Below are 19,670 nucleotides of genomic sequence, written 5' to 3' on the forward strand. Positions count from 1 at the left end.
GGGCCTTGCAGCGCGGCTCGCGCAGTGGCCGGGTGGCGCGGCAGTTTGCCCGTCACTGGGCCGGGTCCAGGGCGCTGGCGGCACGATAGCAGCTTACCCATCCGATCGTGCGCCGAGTTCGCATAACCTGTCCGGCGCTCGCAGGATCAAAGAGTATTTTGCCGACGTTTACCGAACATAGAAAGATAGACGAGTTATTGAACAGTTTTGCCCTCCAGAATCGGGACCAAAAGTGTCCATAAATGGGGTGTTCAACAAACCTTCGTTTGCGAGACACTTATAGGGATCCAGAAAACACTATTACTGATCAATTAGTCAGTAGGTGTTTCTTGAGAGCCATGTTTGCGTGCCTCAGAAATCATGGCCCGAAGTTCGGCTATACTGTACGGCTCTTGGCGAAGATGGGTTATCGCATGGCAGTTCGGGCAAAGAGGCCGAAGGTCGTGAATCGGGTCCAGTTCATACTTTGTTTTTACGGATGAGATAGGTTTAATGTGATGAACATGAATGAAACCATCCGCGACAGGGCCATAGACACCAGACAGTTCGATACCGCAAGCTTGGCATATGCTTCCATAGTGGGAGATACACTTGTTTCTTGCTGTTCGATCTCGTTCATACCGATTTACAATAACCGTTACAGCGGCACCCTCAAAGTATTCTGCGTGACCTGTGCCTAGTGGCAGTTCTTCTGGGAGACTTACGCGCCACGCAGAAAGCAGTTGATATGTGGGAAGCGACGATATTAGGTGGGGAACATTTGTGCGCTTGGCGACCTTAATCCTGAGGGCTTCAAGATCGTCTTTGGAATTAATGATGACAAACCCATTCTTGTCAAACAGCGCACATGGGAAATCGGTGATCGCCCCATAAAAATTACCCCAAGAGCTATAGAGCGCTTGCTTGCAGGGAATTCCCAGCTTTTGCGAAAGTTCAGCACCCTTGCTCATGAAAGCCGCTATGATGTTACAGTCGGACGTAGACGATCTATGAAATCTCTTGCGCCAAGCCAATGTTTGTCATCTTTCGGAAGGATTGTAGGTAATGTATTGACTGGCGCCACCTCTTCTATAATGAGCCTTAATTTAACAATTATTGAGCCAATAGTGTCTTGATCAATATTCATCTTAATTATTCCGTTATTATAATCCATGGAGCAATTATAATCCGTATGTGCCAAAATTTTATTTCTCGCCTCTAATCCTGGAGAAAACATATCCTTGACCTTCAGAAGTAGCTGCTCAGCTGAAGCTCTTTGAGGAGAGCCGACAGATGTGAAGGATATTACAATTCTTTCCAGCGTGAGGTTATTTTTTTTCATGGCTCCTTTACCTTGTTCTGGCGGGTCAAGAAGCTTCGCTATCCCCATGTAGATTATATATACCAGCAAGTTTCTGGTCATATAGAAAAAATGAGGCGCGGTGGCATTAATTATCTGTTCAAGGTCGCCAGAAAACTCAGGAGTTGGTTGTTGTGAGAGGCAATCGAGCTCATACGTGTAACGCTCAAGCCATGCAATTTGATTGCATATCACATCTAGTTCTTCTGACGCAGAGAATAGCATCAACGTATCTCCAAATCACGTAAAATATTATCCGATGCAACCAATAACAGCAGCGTTGCTTGCTTCTTCATGCTTCTCTATTGATCTGCGCTTTTCTGAATTTGAACTGCTGGGTGGTGATCACTATCCTCGCCCCATTCGATGTTGTAATTTTGATAATCCTGTGGTGCATTAGCTATCTGTGATTTAATAGTTTTTTCTATAAGGATAGCCAAGTCGTGAGTTATATCTTTTATTGGCTCACCATCTATTAACACTTTCGGCGTTGGAATTAAATACATAATAACTTTTGATGTTGAATTTATCCTTATAATACGCTCGCTTTGTTTTCTGAACGTTATTGGCTTTCTTGGTTCATCTTTATTGTCCATTTAATCACCCTATATTTTCAATAAGATTCTCTGCTTTTCAAGTGCGTGTAGCGCTTCGACGACCTTAAATCCATATGTCCATAAACTAGCGCAGATTCTATTATAATAAAATATTATACCCCATACGCTTGTGAGGCTGGTGCTCCGCTCTGGGATGTGGTGATTGTTGTAATTTCTTGAAACATAGATTCTTCCTCAGGAGTGTGTGGTAGTTTATGGATTGGTGGTATCGCACTCAGGATTAGTGGATAGCAATGATCGCATGCCACTGGAAAAAAGTTAGGTTCTGTAGCTGGTATAATAAAGCCAGTAATCAGGGTTCCATACAGAAAATATCTTAGAGATGAACAATCTGCCATTATGTGCTCCAAATTATAGACAATTTGTATCAATTTGTCGCATTCGTCAGGCTGTCATCACATGGTCAAGGGGAGCATGCTTGACCTTGGGTGATCCGGCCTGGCGAGCTTGCCACAGATCATAGGCAGCTTGTTGGGCAATCCAGACGTCTGCACGGCCTCCGTGCTCGACTCTGAGCCATCCCTCAAGACGCAGAGCCATCTCCGGAGAAATGGCGGCACGCCCATTGAGTACGCGCGACAGCGTCGAGCGTGTCACCCCGAGTTGCTCCGCCGCCTCGGTTACCGTCAACCCGAGGCTAGGCAAGATATCGTCCCGCAGGATCAGTCCTAAGTGGGGTGGATTGTACATTGGGCTCATGGTCCTCGTCCGGGTTCATAGCGGAAATCGCCGTTCAACGGGCTGATTGCGGCTGGTTGATCTCCTGGCTGATGATATGCAGCATCTGGGCATGAACCCGCAGATTACCGGCGACGATGTTGCCGTTTTGCAGGTAACCCTGATCACCCTTGAAGTCGGTGGCGACACCGCCCGCCTCCTGCACCAGTAGCGCACCGGCAGCGAGATCCCAGGGCTTGAGGTTGAACTCCCAGAAGCCGTCATAGCGCCCTGCAGCGACATAGGCGAGGTCCAGCGCCGCGGAGCCGGGCCGCCGGACGCCCGCGGTCTTCAGCATGAAGGTTTTGAGGGTAGCGAGGTAAAGGTCCAGGTAGGAAAAATCCCCGTAGGGGAAACCGGTACCGAGGAGTGCCCCATCCAGGTCCTTGCGTTGGGCAATGCGCAGGCGGCGATCGTTGAGGTGTGCTCCGCTGCCCCGGCTGGCGGTAAACAGCTCGTTATGCACCGGATTATAGACTACCGCGTGCTCAAGGCGGTCGAAATGGCGGACGGCTATGGAGACACAGACTTGCGGCATGCCGTGGATGAAGTTGGTGGTGCCATCGAGGGGGTCAATGATCCACTCGAAGTCTTTATCGGAGATGCGGCTGCCTTCCTCGGCGAGGATACCGTGATCGGGGTAAGCGCGGCGGATAATCTCCACAATGGCGGCCTCGGCGCGCTGATCGACGTCGGTGACAAAGTCATTGTGCGCCTTGCTGGTGATGCTGATTTCATTGACCCGGTCGAAGCTGCGGTTGATGATATCGCCAGCTTTGCGGGCCGCACGAATGGCGGTAACGAGAATAGGATGCTGCATGGGAACCTTGTGCGAGGATGAGTCGGAATTGGGGCAGTATAGAGGAGAATGGCGGTGGCCGCACGGGCGAGGGCTGCGGGCATGATCGGGACGTCTTTGCAGGGCTTGCGTATTGTCCTCGTTGAACCCAGCCACCCCGGCAATATCGGGGCGGCGGCACGGGCCATGAAGGTGATGGGGTTGCGCCATCTGGTGCTGGTTAATCCGCGCTTTTTCCCCGATCCGGAGGCCACGGCTCTCGCCTCCGGTGCCGAAGATATTCTGGAATCGGCGCAGGTCTGTACCAATCTGGATACGGCCTTGCAGGGTTGCCACAAAGTCTATGGCACCAGCGCCCGCGACCGTCGTATCCAGTGGCCCGTCAGCAACGCACGGGAGGCGGCGGGAGAGATTCTCACGGATCTGGACACGGGGGATTGTGCTCTGCTCTTCGGCCGGGAGCGGACGGGGCTAACCAATGCGGAGATGGATCGTTGTCAGGTTCTGGTGCATATCCCCACGGCGGATGCATACCACTCCCTCAATCTGGGGCAGGCGGTGCAGGTACTCGCCTATGAGCTCCACATGGCCGCCCTGACGGCTCTGCCAGCCCAAGACGTACCCGCAGCGGATGTGCCGGAGCAGCCCGCTCCCGTCGAGGATATGGAAGGCTTTTATGGCCATTTGCAGCATGTGTTGCGCCGCAGTGGTTTTCTGCAGGAGATTCGCGCTACCCGCATGATGCGTCGCTTGCGTCGTCTCTTCGACCGCGCCAGGCCGAGCCGGAACGAGGTGAACATCCTGCGTGGTATCCTTACCGAAATCGAGCGCTGGGCGTCTAAAGTAGACAGAAAGGATCAGGATAGTCTTTAATGCGAGGCTTGGTAGTGGCCGGGGCAAATACAGGGGAGTGTGGCTATGGGTGGACGCTGGCGGAGTGACCTCGACGCAGTTTTTGCGCGCGATCCCGCGGCGCGTACCCGTCTGGAAGTGTTACTCACCTATCCCGGCGTCCACGCCCTGTTCCTGCATCGGATCGCTCATGCCCTGTGGCGTCACCGCTGGCGCCTGTTGGCGCGCAGTCTGGCGGCCTTTTCGCGTTTCTGGACAGGTATCGAGATTCATCCGGGGGCACAGATCGGTAAGGGTTTCTTCATTGATCATGGGATGGGCGTGGTGATCGGTGAGACGGCGGAGATCGGCGACAATTGTACCCTCTATCACGGCGTGACCCTGGGCGGGACCTCCTGGAAGCCGGGCAAACGCCATCCGACCTTGGGTCGTGGTGTCATCGTCGGCGCTGGTGCCAAGGTGCTGGGACCGATCGTTATCGGGGACAATGCGCGGATTGGCTCTAACGCCGTGGTGGTCAAGTCGGTGCCGGAGGGTGCTACCGTGGTGGGCATCCCTGGGCGGGTCGTCAATAAGGGTGAGCATACGGACAGCTTCGAGGCCTACGGCCTGACCGGGCAGATGCCCGATCCGGTGGCGCGGGCCGTGGAGTGCATGCTGGAGCACATGCATCGCCAGGATGCGGAGATTGCGCAACTGCGAGATGGTTTGCAGCGCCTGCAGCCGCTTGAGACCATGATGCCCGTGGAGGAGATCGTCTGTGTGCTGGATGATGAGGCGTCAGAAAGCGAGGGAACTCGTGCGGGTAATACTTGACTAATTTAGTAGAGATAGTAGGATGTCGTGCAGAGGAGCACCGGACATGAAACTGACGACAAAAGGACGCTACGCGGTGACCGCCATGTTGGATCTGGCGCTCAATCAGCGTGGTGGCGTGGTAACGGTAGCCGACATTTCGCGGCGTCAGCAGATTTCCGTGGCCTATTTGGAGCAGCTCTTTGGGCGCCTGCGTCGTTATGGTCTGGTGGAAAGTGTACGTGGTCCGGGCGGTGGTTACCGGCTGGCCATGCCGGACTCGGAGATTCCGTTGACGCGGATTGTGGAGGCTGTCAATGAGTCCATCAGTACGACCCAGTGCGGTGGTGATCCGCAGCAGGGTTGTAAGGGGGATGGGCAGCAGTGCCTTACCCACGACCTGTGGGAAGAATTGGGAGATCGTATCGCCGAGTTTCTCGGGGGAATCACCCTCGGGCAACTGGTACAGAAGCAGTTGCACAAGGAGTCGCTGCAGTCGGCACCGATCCGGATGACGGACAGGACACCACTGCGCCCGACGCATAAAACCGCTTAAGACCGTGAGGTACAGGAAATGAATCAACCCAAAATCATTGAGCTGAATAGCATGCAGCCTTTGCTGATCAATCCGGATCGTCCTATTTATCTGGACTATCAGGCGACGACTCCTGTGGACCCGCTGGTCCTGGAACAGATGCTGCCTTTTCTGACCCATGATTTTGGTAATGCGGCCAGCCGTTCCCATCCCTATGGCTGGACGGCGGAAAAAGCGGTGGAGAAAGCGCGCCAGCAGGTGGCCGATGCCATCCACGCCGACCCCCGCGAAATTGTCTGGACTTCAGGCGCGACGGAAGCGACCAATCTGGCCCTCAAGGGCGCGGCGCATTTCTACTCCGGCAAGGGCAGGCATCTCATCACCCTGCGCACCGAGCACAAGGCGACTCTGGACACCTGTCGCCAGTTGGAGCGCGAGGGTTTTGAAGTCACCTATCTGGAAGTACAGGAAGATGGTCTGGTCGACCTCCAGGCCTTTGCGGCGGCGATTCGTCCGGACACCATCATGGCTTCCGTGCTGTACGTGAACAACGAAATCGGCGTCGTCCAGCCCATAGAAGCCATCGGCAAGATACTGCGCGCCCACAAGGTATTGTTCCATGTGGATGCGGTGCAGGCGCTGGGCAAAATTCCGGTGGATGTGGAGGCCGTCCAGGCGGACATGATGAGCCTGTCCGGGCACAAGATTTACGGACCCAAGGGCATCGGTGCCCTTTACGTGCGGCGGAAGCCGAGGGTGCGGGTCGAGGCGCAGGTTCATGGCGGTGGCCACGAGCGCGGTATGCGTTCCGGGACGTTGCCTACGCACCAGATTGTCGGCATGGGTGCGGCAGCCGAATTGGCCGTGCAGTCGATGGAGAGCGATGCCAGGCGTATCCGCCAGTTGCGTGACCGTTTGCTCAAGGGCATTCAGGAACGGGTGGAAGAAACCTATATCAATGGCAATATGGAACACCGGGTGCCGCACAACCTCAATATCAGCTTTGCCTTTGTGGAAGGCGAGTCGCTGATTATGGCGCTGAAGGAAATTGCCGTATCCAGCGGATCGGCCTGTACCTCGGCCAGTCTGGAGCCCTCTTATGTGCTCCGTGCCTTGGGTAAGTCCGATGAGCTGGCGCACAGTTCCATCCGTTTCGGCATCGGTCGCTACACGACGGAAGAGGAAATTGACGCTACTATCGAACTCATTGCCGCGAAGGTGGATAAGTTACGGGAGTTGTCTCCCCTCTGGGAGATGCATCAGGAAGGTATTGATCTCAACAGTATTCAGTGGGCCGCGCACTAAGGTCCTTACAAGAGGAGAACCGTCATGGCATACAGTGAAAAAGTGATTGATCATTATGAAAATCCCCGCAACGTAGGGGCGATGGACAAGGATGACAGCGGCGTCGGCACCGGTATGGTGGGTGCACCGGCCTGCGGCGATGTGATGCGTTTGCAGATCAGGGTGAACGGGCAGGGCATTATCGAAGATGCCAAGTTCAAGACCTACGGCTGCGGTTCGGCCATTGCGTCCAGCTCGCTGGTGACGGAGTGGGTCAAGGGCAAAACCCTCGATGAAGCGATGACCATCAAGAACAGTCAGATCGCCGAAGAGCTGGAACTGCCTCCGGTCAAGATTCACTGCTCCGTGCTGGCCGAAGACGCCATCAAGGCGGCGGTGGAGGATTACCGCAAAAAGCAGGGTGACGCGCCGGTGGCGGTGCAACCGGAAATGGCCGGTGCCCAGGCGGTACACTAGGATACCGTCATGGCTTTGACCTTATCGGAAAGTGCAGCGCAGCAGGTGCGCAAGAGTATTGCCAAACGTGGCAAGGGTCTGGGTATCCGCATCGGTGTGAAAACCAGCGGCTGCTCCGGCTTGTCTTACGTTATGGAGTTTGTGGATGTCCCCAACCCAGAAGATCTGGTGTTTCCCCATGATGACGTGAGTCTTTTCGTGGACCCCAAAAGTCTCATTTATCTGGATGGCACCGAACTGGACTTCACCCGCGAAGGCCTGAACGAGGGATTCCGTTTTAATAATCCCAACGTGAAAGATGCCTGCGGCTGCGGTGAGAGCTTTACGACCTGATGGTGGATTCCTGTTTCCGGTGCGGGGCGGAGTTGGGCGCTCCGCCCGCGCTTTGTGCTTCCTGCGGGGCGGTGCAGCCCTTCCGTGCGGACCTGTCCCTGTTTGCGGTGGCGGGCCTGCCCGAAACCTATGATCTGGACGTGCAGGCACTGCGCACCCAAGTGCTTGCGCTGCAAAAAGGCCTGCATCCGGACCGCTTCGCCAACGCAGAACCGGCGGCAAGACGCTATTCCCTGGAGTGGAGCACCCGCCTCAATGAGGCCCTGGCCATATTGCGGGACCCCCTGCGGCGTGCTGATTATCTCCTGCAGCTGCAGGGCGTGGACGCGCTGGGTGAGCAGGTGAAGGTCGCTGACCCGGAACTGCTGATGACCCAGATGATCTATCGTGAGCGCCTGGAAGACCTGGTGGCGGCACGCGACTTATCGGGCATGGAGGCTTTGCGTCAGGAAGTGGATACGGCAGTGACCGGGGTGGTGCAACGTCTCAGGGGATTATTGGGTATTTTACCCTGTGCTGAGCCGGAAGCGGCGGGTGCTGCGCTGCGCGAGTTACAGTTTCTCGATAAGCTTTTCGGCGAGATAGGCCGCAGCGAAGAGTCCTTGCAGAATGCCTGAGCAGCAGAACCTCTACAATCAGGGCGATATATCATGGCGTTAATGCAAATTGCAGAACCGGGCACGGCCGCTGATCCCCATCAGCGGCGGCTGGCTATCGGCATCGACCTGGGGACCACCCACTCGCTGGTGGCCTCCGTATTGTCGGCGGTGCCCACCGTCATGCGCGATCATGAGGGTAAGTACCTGCTACCTTCGGTGGTGCGCTACCTCGGTGGTGGCGATATTCATGTTGGCTATCCCGCAGCCGCTGCCGCCGGGCAGGACCCGCACAATACCATTGCCTCGGTGAAACGCCTGATGGGGCGCGGCCATGGCGATGTGCAGACCCTCGCCGGGCACCTGCCTTATGACCTTGTTCCTGGAGAGGGTATGGTGCGCCTGCGTACGGTGGCGGGCGAAAAATCCCCCGTAGAGGTGTCTGCCGAAATATTGCGGGTGCTCAAAGAGCGGGCGGTGGAAACCCTGGGTGGCGAACCGGAGGGTGCGGTGATCACGGTACCCGCTTATTTCGACGAGGCCCAGCGTCAGGCCACCAAAGATGCGGCCCGTCTGGCGGGGCTGAATGTACTGCGCCTGCTGGCGGAGCCGACGGCGGCAGCGGTGGCCTATGGCCTGGACAAGGGCAGTGAAGGCGTTTTTGCCATCTACGACCTGGGCGGCGGAACCTTTGATATTTCCATATTGCGGCTGCAGGCGGGGGTCTTTGAGGTGCTGGCGACCGCCGGTGATTCCGCTCTGGGCGGCGACGATATGGATCATGCGCTGGCCGAATGGCTGATGCAGGAGGAGGGCGGTGATGTGTCCGATCCCTTCTGGCGGCGGCAGGTGCTGCAGCAGGCGCGTACCGCGAAAGAGGTGCTCAGTGCCGTTGACGAAACGATGATCATGCTGACACCTTCCGGTCGCGCGTCCCACGCGGTGACACTGTCGCGTAGTCGGTTGGAGTCACTGATTCAGCCGGTTATCCAGCGGTCCCTCCCGGCTTGTCGGCGGGCGCTGCGGGATGCCGGGTTAAAACTGACTGACATCGACGGCGTGGTGCTGGTGGGCGGCGCCACCCGTGTCCCCGCCGTGCGCGCGATGGTGGAGGCGTTTTTTCGGCGAGTGCCGCTGACGGATATTGATCCCGATCAAGTGGTGGCCTTGGGTGCCGCCATTCAGGCCGATGCCCTGGTGGGCAATCAGCGCGAAGATCTGCTGCTCATGGACGTGCTGCCGCTTTCCCTTGGTCTGGAAACCATGGGCGGGTTGGTGGAGAAGATTATTCCCCGCAACACCCCTATTCCGGTGGCACGGGCGCAGGAGTTCACCACCTTCAAGGATGGTCAGACAGCCATGAGCATCCACGTCTTGCAGGGTGAGCGCGACTTGGTGCAGGACTGTCGTTCACTGGCACGCTTCAGTCTACGCGGCATTCCCCCTATGGTGGCCGGTGCCGCAAGAATTCGCGTGACCTTTCAGGTGGATGCCGATGGCCTGCTGGCCGTGCGTGCAGAGGAAACCGGTACCAGGGTGTGTACGGAAGTCGTCGTTAAACCGTCTTACGGTCTGAATGATGCGGAAATCGCCAGGATGCTGCAGGACTCGTTCACCCATGGCGCCGAAGATGTGGCCAGGCGGCGCCTGTCGGAAGCGAAAGTGGAGGGCGAGCGGGTGCGCGAAGCCTTGCGCACGGCCTTGACCGCCGATGCCGACCTGCTAGATCCTGCGGAGCGGGAAATTCTGGACAAAGCCGGTGCTGCGTTGATCAACGCCTTGTCGGGTAATGACGCCGACGTTATCACTGGCGCCGCTGAAGCGGTTGAAACTGCCGCTGAACCGCTGGTACAGCGGCGTATGGACAGTGCCCTGCGCCGCGCCATCGCCGGCCGTTCTATTGACGATCTGGGAGATTGAATGACTAAAATACGCGTCTTGCCGAACCCGGAAATCTGTCCCGAGGGGGCGGTGTTCGACGCTGAGCCGGGGGAGACCATCATCGCCGCCGCCATGCGCAATGATATTCACATTGAGCATGCCTGCGAGATGTCCTGCGCCTGCACCACCTGTCATGTGATTCTGCGCGCGGGTTTTGACAGTCTCGTGGCGGCAGAAGAAAAAGAGGAGGATTTGCTCGATAAGGCCTGGGGCCTGGAGCCGACCTCCCGCCTCAGTTGCCAGGCGAAAGTGACGGATACCGAACTGGTCATCGAAATCCCCAAATACACTATCAATCTGGAAAAGGAGCGGCACTGATGCGCTGGACCGACACCATGGAGCTTGCCATTGCCCTGGATGAAGCCCACCCGGACGCCGATGTGGCCCATCTGCGTTTCACCGACCTGCATCGCTGGATATTAGAACTGCCCGATTTTGAAGGCGAACCCGAAAAGTCCAGCGAAGGCATCCTCGAAGCCATCCAGATGGCCTGGTTGGCGGAGAAGGACTGAGTCGGGCCGCGCCATGGCGGATAAAAAGGCCCTCATCGCCCTCTCGGGAGGGGTGGATTCTGCCGTAGCGGCACTGCTCATGCAGGAGCAGGGCTACGAACTCACCGGCGTGACCATGCGCCTGTGGCCCAGGAGCCGCTGCTGCGATGAAAAAGATATCGAAGACGCCGCTGAGATCTGCGCCCTGCTCGATATCCCCTACACGGTGCTGGATTATCGCGAGGCGTTCCGGCGTCAGGTGGTCGATGTGTTTGTCGCCGAATATCAGGCGGGGCGTACGCCCAATCCCTGTGCGCGCTGCAATCAGTTCCTCAAGTTTGATGCCCTCCTGGCGGAAGGCGAAAAGTTGGGCGCCACGATGCTGGCGACGGGGCACTATGCGCGCCTGGCGGAAATTTCTTCGGGCACCGCCCTGCTGCGCGGCCGTGACGAAGCCAAAGACCAATCCTATTTTCTTTTTGCCATTGGCGTGGCGCTATTGCCCCGCCTGCGTTTTCCCGTGGGTGGCATGAACAAGGATGAGGTGCGTGCCATGGCCCGCAAACACGGCCTGCCGGTGGCAGCCAAGCAGGATTCACAGGATATCTGCTTTGTCCCGGATGGCGACTACCGCCGCTTTCTGGAAGATTACGCCGGATTGGACATGGCGCAGGAAGGAGAGATGGTCGACAGCAGCGGGCAGGTTATCGGCCATCATCCGGGCACCTTGCACTTTACCGTCGGGCAGCGGCGCGGTCTGGGCGGTGGCAGCGGTCAGCCGCGCTATGTTTTGGCGCTGGACCCGGTGCAGAACCGGGTGATTGTCGGCGGTGAGGACGAGCTCTACCGCCGTGCGGCCAGCCTGGCCGAGTGCAACTGGCTGGCGGATTTGTCGCCCGGCGAAAGCCATGCTGTGACCGTAAAATTACGTTACCGCTCTCGCGCCGAGCCAGCCATGCTGCACCTGCTCCCCGATGCCAGGGCCGAACTTCGCTTCCCCGAGCCGCAACGCGCCGTCACCCCCGGTCAGGCTGCGGTCTGCTATCAGGGTGAGCGCCTGCTGGGCGGGGGCTGGATTCAGCACGCGGGATAGTCCGCGTGCGCGCCTGCATCAGGGTATACCCAATATATGCTGTATTTCCGGTAACATTTTCTGTACGCATTTTTTCCCCTCCGTTATGGCTTCACCGGCACGATAAAACTCCAGTAAGCCAATGTGGGACAGTTTTGGCGAAAGCAGGATATCCGGAGGATCTCCGGCCATGCGACTTTTGGTGATCCTGTCCTGCATAATATTGACCGAGCCGGCGATGGCATCAAACAGGCTGGGTGGTTGCTCCTCATCGCTGGTCGCTGGAAATATCGAGGCGGTATATGCCGTGACCAAATCTGATATTTTTCCGGTAACGCCGGTATCCTGTTTTTCTATTATTTTTTGGTTTTGTAGGCGTTTTCCAATAATGTCATCATTTAACGTCACTGCTATAACCATATTGGCACCAAGCGCCCGACAGGCGGAAATGGGAACGGGGTTTACCAGTCCGCCATCTATAAGCCATTTACCATTGTTTTTAACCGCTGGAAAGAGGCCGGGCACTGATATGGAAGCAAAAACGGCCTCCAGGATAGAACCTTTCGTCAACCAAATTTCTCTGCCAGTTTGCAAATCTGTTGCTACTGAGGCATATTTTTTAGCAACAATATCCTCTATTGCTGAATCATCACTTGCCACATATTTTTTGAGAAAATGATGTAGCCGTTCTTTGTTGACAAAACCATTCAGTGACATGTTGATGGCAAAGAATTTGGCGATTTCAAGTTTTGTCAGTGAGCGCACCCATTCTTCCAGCTTCTCAAGATTGTTGGAAACATAGGATGCGCCAACTAATGCGCCTATGGAGGTACCACAAATAATATCCGGTACGATTCCATGATCACTTAGCGCGGTTATCACCCCTATATGTGCCCATCCGCGGGCGGCGCCACTTCCAAGAGCTAAACCAATAGTCATCGTGATCTCGCCTCCCCTGAGTTTTTGATGTCACAAGGCCCAGACTGTACTGTAACGCGCCCGCGAAGTGCGCGATAGGGAAGAAATGCGGATGAGGTCGCCCCTTTCGCGACCGCGGGGTCCTTTCCGCTTCCCAGCCGGCGGTTTTTGTCCTAATCTGGCGAACATTCTATAAAAACAGCCGCCCCGGAGTCGCTATCCATGTCCAATCCCGAGCAGGAAGCCTGCCAGACCATCGATCAGCTTCTGGGTGCTGCGGGCTGGCATATTTGTGATGCGGATGCGGTCAATATCCGTGCAGCGCGCTAGGAAGCGTTCGTGATGGATAGCAAAGAGAAGAAAAAACTAAGCGAGTCCGACATCTGCGACCTATTCATCACGCCCGCGATCAATAAAGCTGGCTGGGAACCAATGACGCAGATTCGTCGCGAGGTGACGCTCACGCCCGGCCCGGTCGTCGTGCGCGGCAACATGTCCTCGCGCAACAAGAAGAAAAAGAAATTCGCCGACTACGTTCTGTCCTGGGAGCCGGGCGTACCCGTCGCCGTGGTTGAGGCCAAAGACAATAATCACATCGTCAGCCACGGCATCCAGCAGGCGCTCGGCTATGCGGAAATCCTCGATGTGCCGAGCGCCCTCAGTTCAAACGGCGATGCCTTTGCTTCCCATAACAAAGCTTCCGCCGCTGGCGAAAACATCGAGACAGAGTTTCCGCTCGAATCCTTCCCTACACCTCAGGACTTGTGGCAGCGCTACAAATCCTATCGCGGCATCGAAGATGAAGCAGAAAAACTGGTCGTGCAGCCTTACCACCTGGATGTGTCGGGCAAGGAGCCCCACTACTACCAGGTGGAGGCGATCAACCGTGCCGTCGAAGCCGTGGCCGGCGGCAAGAAACGCGTGCTGCTCGTCATGGCTACGGGCACCGGCAAGACCTACACGACATTTCAAATTATCTGGCGCTTGTGGAAAGCGGGTGAGGTCACGCGCATCCTGTTCCTTGCGGACCGGAACATCCTCGTCGACCAGACCCTCGTCAATGACTTCAAGCCCTTCGGCTCGGTCATGACCAAGATCAAGAACCGCAAGATCGACCCGTCATACGAAATCTATCTCGGCCTGTATCAGGCCATCACCGGCCCGGACGAAGAAGATAAGATTTTCAAACACGTCTCGCGCGATTTCTTCGACATGATCGTCATCGACGAATGCCATCGCGGCAGCGCGGCGGACGATTCCGCCTGGCGCGAAATCCTCGAATACTTCAACAACGCCGTTCAGCTCGGTCTCACCGCTACGCCCAAGGAAACCAAGTACGTCTCAAGCAGCACCTACTTTGGCGAGCCGGTTTACACCTACAGCCTCAAGCAGGGGATCGAAGATGGCTTTCTCGCGCCCTACAAGGTCGTGCGCATCGACATAGACAAGGACATCGAAGGCTGGACGCCGCCGCCAGGCATGACGGACGATCTGGGGCAGGCAATCGAGCAGCGCGAGTACAACCAGAAAGACATGGATCGCATTCTGGTGCTCAATCAGCGCACCAAGTTGGTTGCCAGGCGCATCATGAAATATCTCAATGCGACCGACCCGTTTTCCAAGACCATCGTTTTTTGCGAAGACGTCGACCACGCCGAACGCATGCGTGTGGCACTGGTGAATGCGGCAGGCCAGCTTGCGCTGGATAATCCGAAATACATCATGCGTATCACCGGCGACAGCGTCGAGGGCAAGGCCGAGTTGGACAACTTCATCGACCCGGAGAGCAAGTTCCCGGTTATCGCGACCACCTCGGAATTGCTGACCACGGGCGTCGATGCCAAAACCTGCAAGCTCATCGTGCTGGACAAGACCATCACCTCGATGACCAGCTTCAAGCAGATCATCGGGCGTGGCACCCGCATCGACGAGGAAAACAACAAGTGGTTCTTCACCATCATGGATTTCAAGAAGGCCACCGAGTTGTTCCGCGACCCGGACTTCGATGGCGAAGCCGTGGTCATCTACGAACCCGGCGATGACGACGACCCCGTGCCGCCCGATCCGGAGCCCGGCGAAGGGGACGACGAGGGCGATGGCGGTGTCGACGAAACACCCGGCGTCTACAAAGTCCGCGTCAGCGGGGTGGACGTGAATATCATCGCCGAGCGCATCGAATACATCGGGCCGGACGGCAACCTGATCACCGAGTCCTACAAGGACTTCAGCCGCAAGCAGATTCAGAACGAATTCGTTTCGCTGGATGATTTCCTCAACCGCTGGAACAGCGCCGCGAAAAAGCAGGCCCTCATCGACGAGCTGGAAGAACACGGCATCGTGCTGGACAACCTCGCCACGGAAATCGGCAAGGACTACGGCGACTTCGACCTGATCTGCCACATCGCCTGGGGCCAGCCCTCGCTCACCCGCAAGGAGCGCGTCAACAAGGTCAAGAAGCGCAACTACTTCACCAAATACGGCGAACAGGCCCGTGCCGTGCTCACCGCGCTGCTCGACAAATATGCCGACGAAGGTATCGCCACACTGGAAAGCGCCAAGGTGCTGCGCCTCGATCCTTTCAAGACCATAGGCACGCCCGTGGAAATCATCAACACCATCTTCGGCGGCAAGGAAAAGTTCGAAACCGCCATCCAGGAACTGGAACAAGAGCTGTTTAAGAAGGAAGAATCTGCATGAGTAATCCAAATGAGTAACGTCAGCGGTGTCATCAAATCCATCCAGGACATCATGCGCAAGGATGTCGGCGTCGATGGCGACGCCCAGCGCATCAGCCAACTGGTCTGGATGTTTTTCCTGAAAATCTTTGATGACCGCGAAGCCGAACTGGAGCTGCTGGAAGACGACTACAAATCCCCGCTGCCCAATCACCTGCGCTGGCGCGCCTGGGCCACCAACCCCGAAGGCATGACCGGCGACGCACTGGCCGACTTCGTCAACGTGCAACTGTTCCCCTACCTGAAGGAAAAACTGCCCACGGCAGGCGCCCAGGGCAAGCGCGCCCAGGTCGTGCGCAGCGTGTTCGAGGACGCCTACAACTACATGAAGTCCGGCACCCTGATGCGCCAGGTCATCAACAAGATTTGCGAGATCGACTTCAACAACAGCGGCGACCGCCACACCTTCGGCAGCATCTACGAACAAATCCTGCGCGACCTGCAAAGCGCCGGCAACGCGGGCGAGTTCTACACCCCGCGCGCCGTCACCCGCTTCATCGTCAACCGCGTCGATCCCAGGCTGGAAGAAACCGTGCTCGACCCCGCCTGCGGCACCGGCGGCTTTCTCACCTGCGCCATCGACCACAAACGCGAGCATTACATCAAAACCCGTGAAGACGAAGAAACGCTGGTAAACACCATTCGGGGCTTTGAAAAGAAGGCGCTGCCGCACATGCTGGCTGTCACCAACATGATCCTGCACGGCATCGACACCCCCACCCACATCAGGCACGACAACACCCTGAGCCGCCCCTACAAGGACTACGGCAACGCCGACCGCGTCAACGTAATCATCACCAACCCGCCCTTCGGCGGCATGGAAGAAGACGGCATCGAAAACAACTTCCCGGCCCACTTGCGCACCCGCGAAACGGCGGACCTGTTCATGGCCCTCGTCATCAAGCTGCTCAAGGATCAAGGCCGCGCCGCCATCGTCCTGCCCGATGGCTTCCTGTTTGGCGAAGGCATGAAGACCCGCCTCAAACAAATCCTGCTGGAAGAATGCAACCTGCACACCATCGTGCGCCTGCCCAACGGCGTGTTCGCGCCCTACACCGGCATCAAGACCAACCTGCTGTTCTTCACCAAAGGCCAGCCCTCGGAGTACGTCTGGTACTACGAGCACCCGTACCCGGAAGGCGTCAAGAGCTACAACAAGACCAAGCCCATGCGCTTCGAGGAATTCGAAACCGAAATCAACTGGTGGGGCGACGAGGCGGACGGCTTCAAGACGCGCGTGCAGACCGAGCAGGCCTGGAAAGTCCCAGTCGCCGACATCGTCGCCCGCAACTACAACCTCGACATCAAGAACCCCCACGTCGGTGAACAGATCAGCCAAGACCCGGACGAACTGCTGGCCCAATACCAGCGGCTCATGAACGAGGTCGCCGACATCCGCGGCGCGCTCAAGCGTGAACTGGCGGCAGCCCTGGGCAGGTGACCACCATGAGCGACGTTGTCATCTACGAGGCCGAGGGCGGCCAATCCCAGCTGCGGGTGCGGCTGGACCACGAAACCGTGTGGTTGACCCAAGAGCAGATGGCAAGCCTGTTCGGACGCGAACGGTCGGTGGTGACCAAACACATCCGCAATATCTTCCAGGAAGGCGAACTGGCCGAGGATTCAGTGTGTGCAAAATTTGCACTTACTGCCGCCGACGGCAAAACCTACGACACCGCCCACTACAACCTCGACGTCATCATCTCCGTCGGCTACCGGGTCAAGTCCCGCCAGGGCACCCGCTTCCGCCAGTGGGCCACGGGCGTGCTGCGCCAGCACATCGTCTCCGGCTACACGGTCAACGAACAACGGCTGCGCGAGGAGGGCGTCAAGCTGCGGGAGATGCAGCGCACCGTGGCCCTGCTGGCCCGCACCCTGACCCACCAGGAACTGGTCACCGAGGCGGGCCGGGATGTCCTGGCGGTCATCACCGACTACGCCTATGCCCTCACCCTGCTCGACCGCTACGACCACGGCACCCTGGCCATCGAAGGCACCACCGGCGAACTGCGCCAGACCATCGGCTACGAAGAAGGCATCGCCATCGTCGCCGGCATGAAGGGCCAATTCGACGGCCTGTTCGGCCTGGAAAAGGACCAGGGCTTCAAAAGCGCCCTGGCCACCATCCACCAGACCTTCGACGGCCGCGAGCTCTACCCCAGCATCGAGGAAAAAGCCGCCCACCTGCTCTACTTCATCGTCAAGAACCACGCCTTCAGCGACGGCAACAAACGCATCGCCGCCGCCCTGTTCATCGCCTTCCTGGCCCGCAACGGCATCCTCTACCGCCCCGACGGCGGCAAACGCCTGGCCGACAACGCCCTGGTGGCCCTCACCCTGCTCATCGCCGAAAGCCGCCCGGATGAGCGCGATACCATCGTCAAAGTGATCGTCAACCTCATCAACCGGAGCAACGACTGATGGCGATGGATAACCCGCGGGCGCTGCCCAGCCTCGACGTTTGGACATCGGCGCTGCTCACCAAATCCGGCGCCGGGCGCGGCGGCAACGGCAAGGTGGAGGCCTACGGCATCAAGAAACTGCGTGAGCTGATTCTGGAATTGGCGGTGCGGGGGAAGTTGGTGCCGCAAGACCCGAAGGATGAACCGGCGAGTGCGTTACTCAAACGCATACAGGCTGAAAAAGCTAGATTGATTGCGGAGGGCAAGATTAAGAAAGACAAGCCGCTACCGCAGATTAGCGAGGAAGAGAAACCTTATGCTTTGCCTCTGTGTTGGGAATGGGTGCGGCTTCCAGAAATTTATTTATCGATTTCACCAAGCGGAAGCAAGTTGCTCTCCTCTGCGATAAAGGATGCTGGAACTTTTCCGGTTGTCGATCAAGGTCAGCGTTATATCGCAGGTTATACCGATGACGCTGCATTATTGATTAACCTGCCAGGCCCAGTAATTGTGTTTGGAGATCACACAACAGAGAGAAAATACATTGATTTCGACTTCGTCGCGGGAGCTGATGGAGTAAAAATTCTCAGGCCGATTTTGCAAGATGAGCATTTTTTCTTTCGCCAGCTACAAGGTTACCGCCTTGAAGAACGAGGCTACGCAAGACACTTCAAAGTATTAAACGACAATCTGTATGCATTGCCTCCAATCGAAGAACAACACCGCATCGTCGCCAAAGTCGACGAACTCATGGCCCTGTGCGACCAACTGGAGCAACAGCAAACCGACAGCCTCGCAGCACACCAAACCCTGGTCGAAACTCTGCTCGGCACGCTCACCCGCGTCGGGTCACAACAGGAATTCAGCGCAGCCTGGGCGCGCATCGCCAGCCACTTCGACACCCTGTTCACCACCGAAGCCAGCATCGACCAACTCAAACAAACCATCCTCCAACTCGCCGTCATGGGCAAACTCGTCCCGCAAGACCCTAATGACGAACCGGTAACTGTGTTTCTTGAGAGGATAGGCAAAGAAAAGGAACGTTTGATCCGCGAAGGAAAAATAAAAAAAGACAAACCATTGCTGGGTCTTGCCAATGGAATGCCATTTGAAATCCCGGACAGTTGGAGCTGGGTTAGTTTTGAGGACGTTGTTGATATTACGAGTGGTGTCACGTTGGGCAGAAAGGTCTCTGGGAAGAGGCTTGTGACAATGCCATATTTGCGCGTCGCAAATGTGCAGCGGGGGTATTTAGATCTCGGCCAAATAAAAGAGATTGGATTGACGGAAGAGGAGCTAGACAAATATTCAGTTATGGTACGAGACCTGCTAATTACCGAAGGCGGGGATTGGGATAAAGTTGGAAGGACGGCCATTTGGAGAGATGAATTACCGCGAGTGGCGCATCAAAACCATGTTTTCAAGGCTCGTTGTTTTCTAGATGAGCAAAATGAAGTCTGGTTAGAGAAATATCTTAACTCCGAGGTCGCGCGAAACTATTTCGCAGGTTCTAGCAAACAGACAACTAATCTTGCCTCAATCAATAAGACTCAGCTTAGGAGGTGTCCTGTGGCGATACCTCCCATAAATGAACAACACCGCATCGTCGCCAAAGTCGATGAACTCATGGCGCTGTGCGACGCCCTCAAGGTGCGCCTCGCCGACGCCCAAACCACCCAACTTCACCTCGCCGACGCCATTGTCGCGCAAGCCGTCTGCTGAGTAGCAGGACATGACTCCGGCGCTGCATAAAATCTGGTGTGACGA

22 protein-coding genes are annotated in these 19,670 nt (G+C 56.8%); 16 read left to right on the top strand and 6 right to left on the bottom strand.

All coding sequences use genetic code 11. The annotated features are described in order from the left end of the window. Positions 1–311 precede the first annotated feature (311 nt). The 5 genes from Q0C48_RS03375 to Q0C48_RS03395 all read right to left on the bottom strand — a co-directional run bounded on the left by Q0C48_RS03375 (position 312) and on the right by Q0C48_RS03395 (position 3,493). Positions 312–950, bottom strand: coding sequence for an HNH endonuclease (locus tag Q0C48_RS03375; RefSeq protein WP_291521547.1), 639 nt, complete (start codon positions 948–950; stop codon positions 312–314). Positions 951–958: 8 nt separating this feature from the next. Continuing rightward, positions 959–1,564: a hypothetical protein gene (locus Q0C48_RS03380; protein ID WP_291521549.1), complete on the bottom strand. Its 606-nt coding sequence runs from the start codon at positions 1,562–1,564 to the stop codon at positions 959–961. A 77-nt stretch (positions 1,565–1,641) separates the two neighbouring features. After that, complete coding sequence (locus tag Q0C48_RS03385; RefSeq protein WP_291521551.1) at positions 1,642–1,935, bottom strand: hypothetical protein; 294 nt, start codon at positions 1,933–1,935, stop codon at positions 1,642–1,644. Between the two features lie 405 nt (positions 1,936–2,340). Further along, positions 2,341–2,655 carry a HigA family addiction module antitoxin gene (locus Q0C48_RS03390; RefSeq protein ID WP_291521553.1) on the bottom strand — a complete coding sequence of 105 codons (315 nt, stop codon included), beginning with the start codon at positions 2,653–2,655 and terminating at the stop codon, positions 2,341–2,343. A gap of 34 nt (positions 2,656–2,689) precedes the next feature. After that, positions 2,690–3,493 (bottom strand): inositol monophosphatase family protein, encoded by an 804-nt coding sequence (locus Q0C48_RS03395; RefSeq protein ID WP_291521555.1) that lies wholly within the window; start codon positions 3,491–3,493, stop codon positions 2,690–2,692. A 48-nt stretch (positions 3,494–3,541) separates the two neighbouring features. Here Q0C48_RS03395 and Q0C48_RS03400 point away from each other — a divergent pair, with 48 nt between their 5' ends. The 11 genes from Q0C48_RS03400 to mnmA are packed head-to-tail and all read left to right on the top strand — an operon-like array spanning position 3,542 to position 11,869. Then, a complete protein-coding gene (locus tag Q0C48_RS03400) occupies positions 3,542–4,345 on the top strand; it encodes an RNA methyltransferase (RefSeq protein WP_291521557.1) in 804 nt (267 codons plus the stop codon). A 45-nt stretch (positions 4,346–4,390) separates the two neighbouring features. Further along, positions 4,391–5,140 (top strand): serine O-acetyltransferase, encoded by a 750-nt coding sequence (gene cysE, locus Q0C48_RS03405; RefSeq protein ID WP_291521560.1) that lies wholly within the window; start codon positions 4,391–4,393, stop codon positions 5,138–5,140. Between the two features lie 46 nt (positions 5,141–5,186). Further along, positions 5,187–5,675, top strand: coding sequence for an Rrf2 family transcriptional regulator (locus Q0C48_RS03410; protein WP_291521562.1), 489 nt, complete (start codon positions 5,187–5,189; stop codon positions 5,673–5,675). A gap of 51 nt (positions 5,676–5,726) precedes the next feature. Then, a complete protein-coding gene (locus tag Q0C48_RS03415) occupies positions 5,727–6,959 on the top strand; it encodes an IscS subfamily cysteine desulfurase (protein ID WP_366936995.1) in 1,233 nt (410 codons plus the stop codon). Positions 6,960–6,983: 24 nt separating this feature from the next. Then, positions 6,984–7,415: a Fe-S cluster assembly scaffold IscU gene (gene iscU, locus Q0C48_RS03420; RefSeq protein ID WP_291521566.1), complete on the top strand. Its 432-nt coding sequence runs from the start codon at positions 6,984–6,986 to the stop codon at positions 7,413–7,415. Positions 7,416–7,424: 9 nt separating this feature from the next. Further along, the gene (iscA, locus tag Q0C48_RS03425; RefSeq protein WP_291521568.1) at positions 7,425–7,748 is read left to right on the top strand and encodes an iron-sulfur cluster assembly protein IscA; all 324 of its coding nucleotides are present in this window, start codon (positions 7,425–7,427) and stop codon (positions 7,746–7,748) included. Then, on the top strand, positions 7,748–8,365 hold the full coding sequence (gene hscB / locus Q0C48_RS03430) for a Fe-S protein assembly co-chaperone HscB (protein WP_291521570.1): 618 nt from the start codon (positions 7,748–7,750) through the stop codon (positions 8,363–8,365). Before iscA ends, hscB begins: the two co-directional genes overlap by 1 nt. A gap of 33 nt (positions 8,366–8,398) precedes the next feature. Continuing rightward, positions 8,399–10,264, top strand: coding sequence for a Fe-S protein assembly chaperone HscA (gene hscA, locus Q0C48_RS03435; RefSeq protein WP_291521572.1), 1,866 nt, complete (start codon positions 8,399–8,401; stop codon positions 10,262–10,264). Further along, positions 10,265–10,603 (top strand): ISC system 2Fe-2S type ferredoxin, encoded by a 339-nt coding sequence (gene fdx / locus Q0C48_RS03440; protein WP_291521574.1) that lies wholly within the window; start codon positions 10,265–10,267, stop codon positions 10,601–10,603. After that, positions 10,603–10,797 carry a Fe-S cluster assembly protein IscX gene (gene iscX / locus Q0C48_RS03445; RefSeq protein ID WP_291521576.1) on the top strand — a complete coding sequence of 65 codons (195 nt, stop codon included), beginning with the start codon at positions 10,603–10,605 and terminating at the stop codon, positions 10,795–10,797. The genes fdx and iscX overlap by 1 nt, the downstream gene beginning before the upstream one ends. A gap of 13 nt (positions 10,798–10,810) precedes the next feature. After that, a complete protein-coding gene (gene mnmA, locus Q0C48_RS03450) occupies positions 10,811–11,869 on the top strand; it encodes a tRNA 2-thiouridine(34) synthase MnmA (RefSeq protein WP_291521578.1) in 1,059 nt (352 codons plus the stop codon). 18 nt (positions 11,870–11,887) lie between these two features. Here mnmA and Q0C48_RS03455 read toward each other — a convergent pair whose 3' ends face one another. Further along, positions 11,888–12,787 carry a patatin-like phospholipase family protein gene (locus tag Q0C48_RS03455; RefSeq protein WP_291521581.1) on the bottom strand — a complete coding sequence of 300 codons (900 nt, stop codon included), beginning with the start codon at positions 12,785–12,787 and terminating at the stop codon, positions 11,888–11,890. 201 nt (positions 12,788–12,988) lie between these two features. Here Q0C48_RS03455 and Q0C48_RS03460 point away from each other — a divergent pair, with 201 nt between their 5' ends. Genes Q0C48_RS03460 through Q0C48_RS03480 form a run of 5 tightly spaced genes read left to right on the top strand, consistent with a single transcriptional unit; the run spans position 12,989 to position 19,625 of the window. Then, the gene (locus tag Q0C48_RS03460) at positions 12,989–13,096 is read left to right on the top strand and encodes a type I restriction endonuclease subunit R (RefSeq protein WP_291521583.1); all 108 of its coding nucleotides are present in this window, start codon (positions 12,989–12,991) and stop codon (positions 13,094–13,096) included. A gap of 12 nt (positions 13,097–13,108) precedes the next feature. Then, positions 13,109–15,463, top strand: coding sequence for an EcoAI/FtnUII family type I restriction enzme subunit R (hsdR, locus tag Q0C48_RS03465; RefSeq protein ID WP_291521606.1), 2,355 nt, complete (start codon positions 13,109–13,111; stop codon positions 15,461–15,463). A 9-nt stretch (positions 15,464–15,472) separates the two neighbouring features. Next, positions 15,473–16,942, top strand: a complete 1,470-nt coding sequence (locus Q0C48_RS03470) for a class I SAM-dependent DNA methyltransferase (protein ID WP_291521585.1) — start codon at positions 15,473–15,475, stop codon at positions 16,940–16,942. Between the two features lie 5 nt (positions 16,943–16,947). Then, positions 16,948–17,922 (top strand): virulence protein RhuM/Fic/DOC family protein, encoded by a 975-nt coding sequence (locus tag Q0C48_RS03475; protein ID WP_291521587.1) that lies wholly within the window; start codon positions 16,948–16,950, stop codon positions 17,920–17,922. Next, on the top strand, positions 17,922–19,625 hold the full coding sequence (locus Q0C48_RS03480; protein ID WP_291521589.1) for a restriction endonuclease subunit S: 1,704 nt from the start codon (positions 17,922–17,924) through the stop codon (positions 19,623–19,625). Before Q0C48_RS03475 ends, Q0C48_RS03480 begins: the two co-directional genes overlap by 1 nt. The last annotated feature ends 45 nt before the right edge of the window (positions 19,626–19,670 follow it).

This window comes from Acidithiobacillus sp., assembly GCF_023255755.1.
In the GTDB taxonomy this organism is placed as follows: domain Bacteria; phylum Pseudomonadota; class Gammaproteobacteria; order Acidithiobacillales; family Acidithiobacillaceae; genus Acidithiobacillus.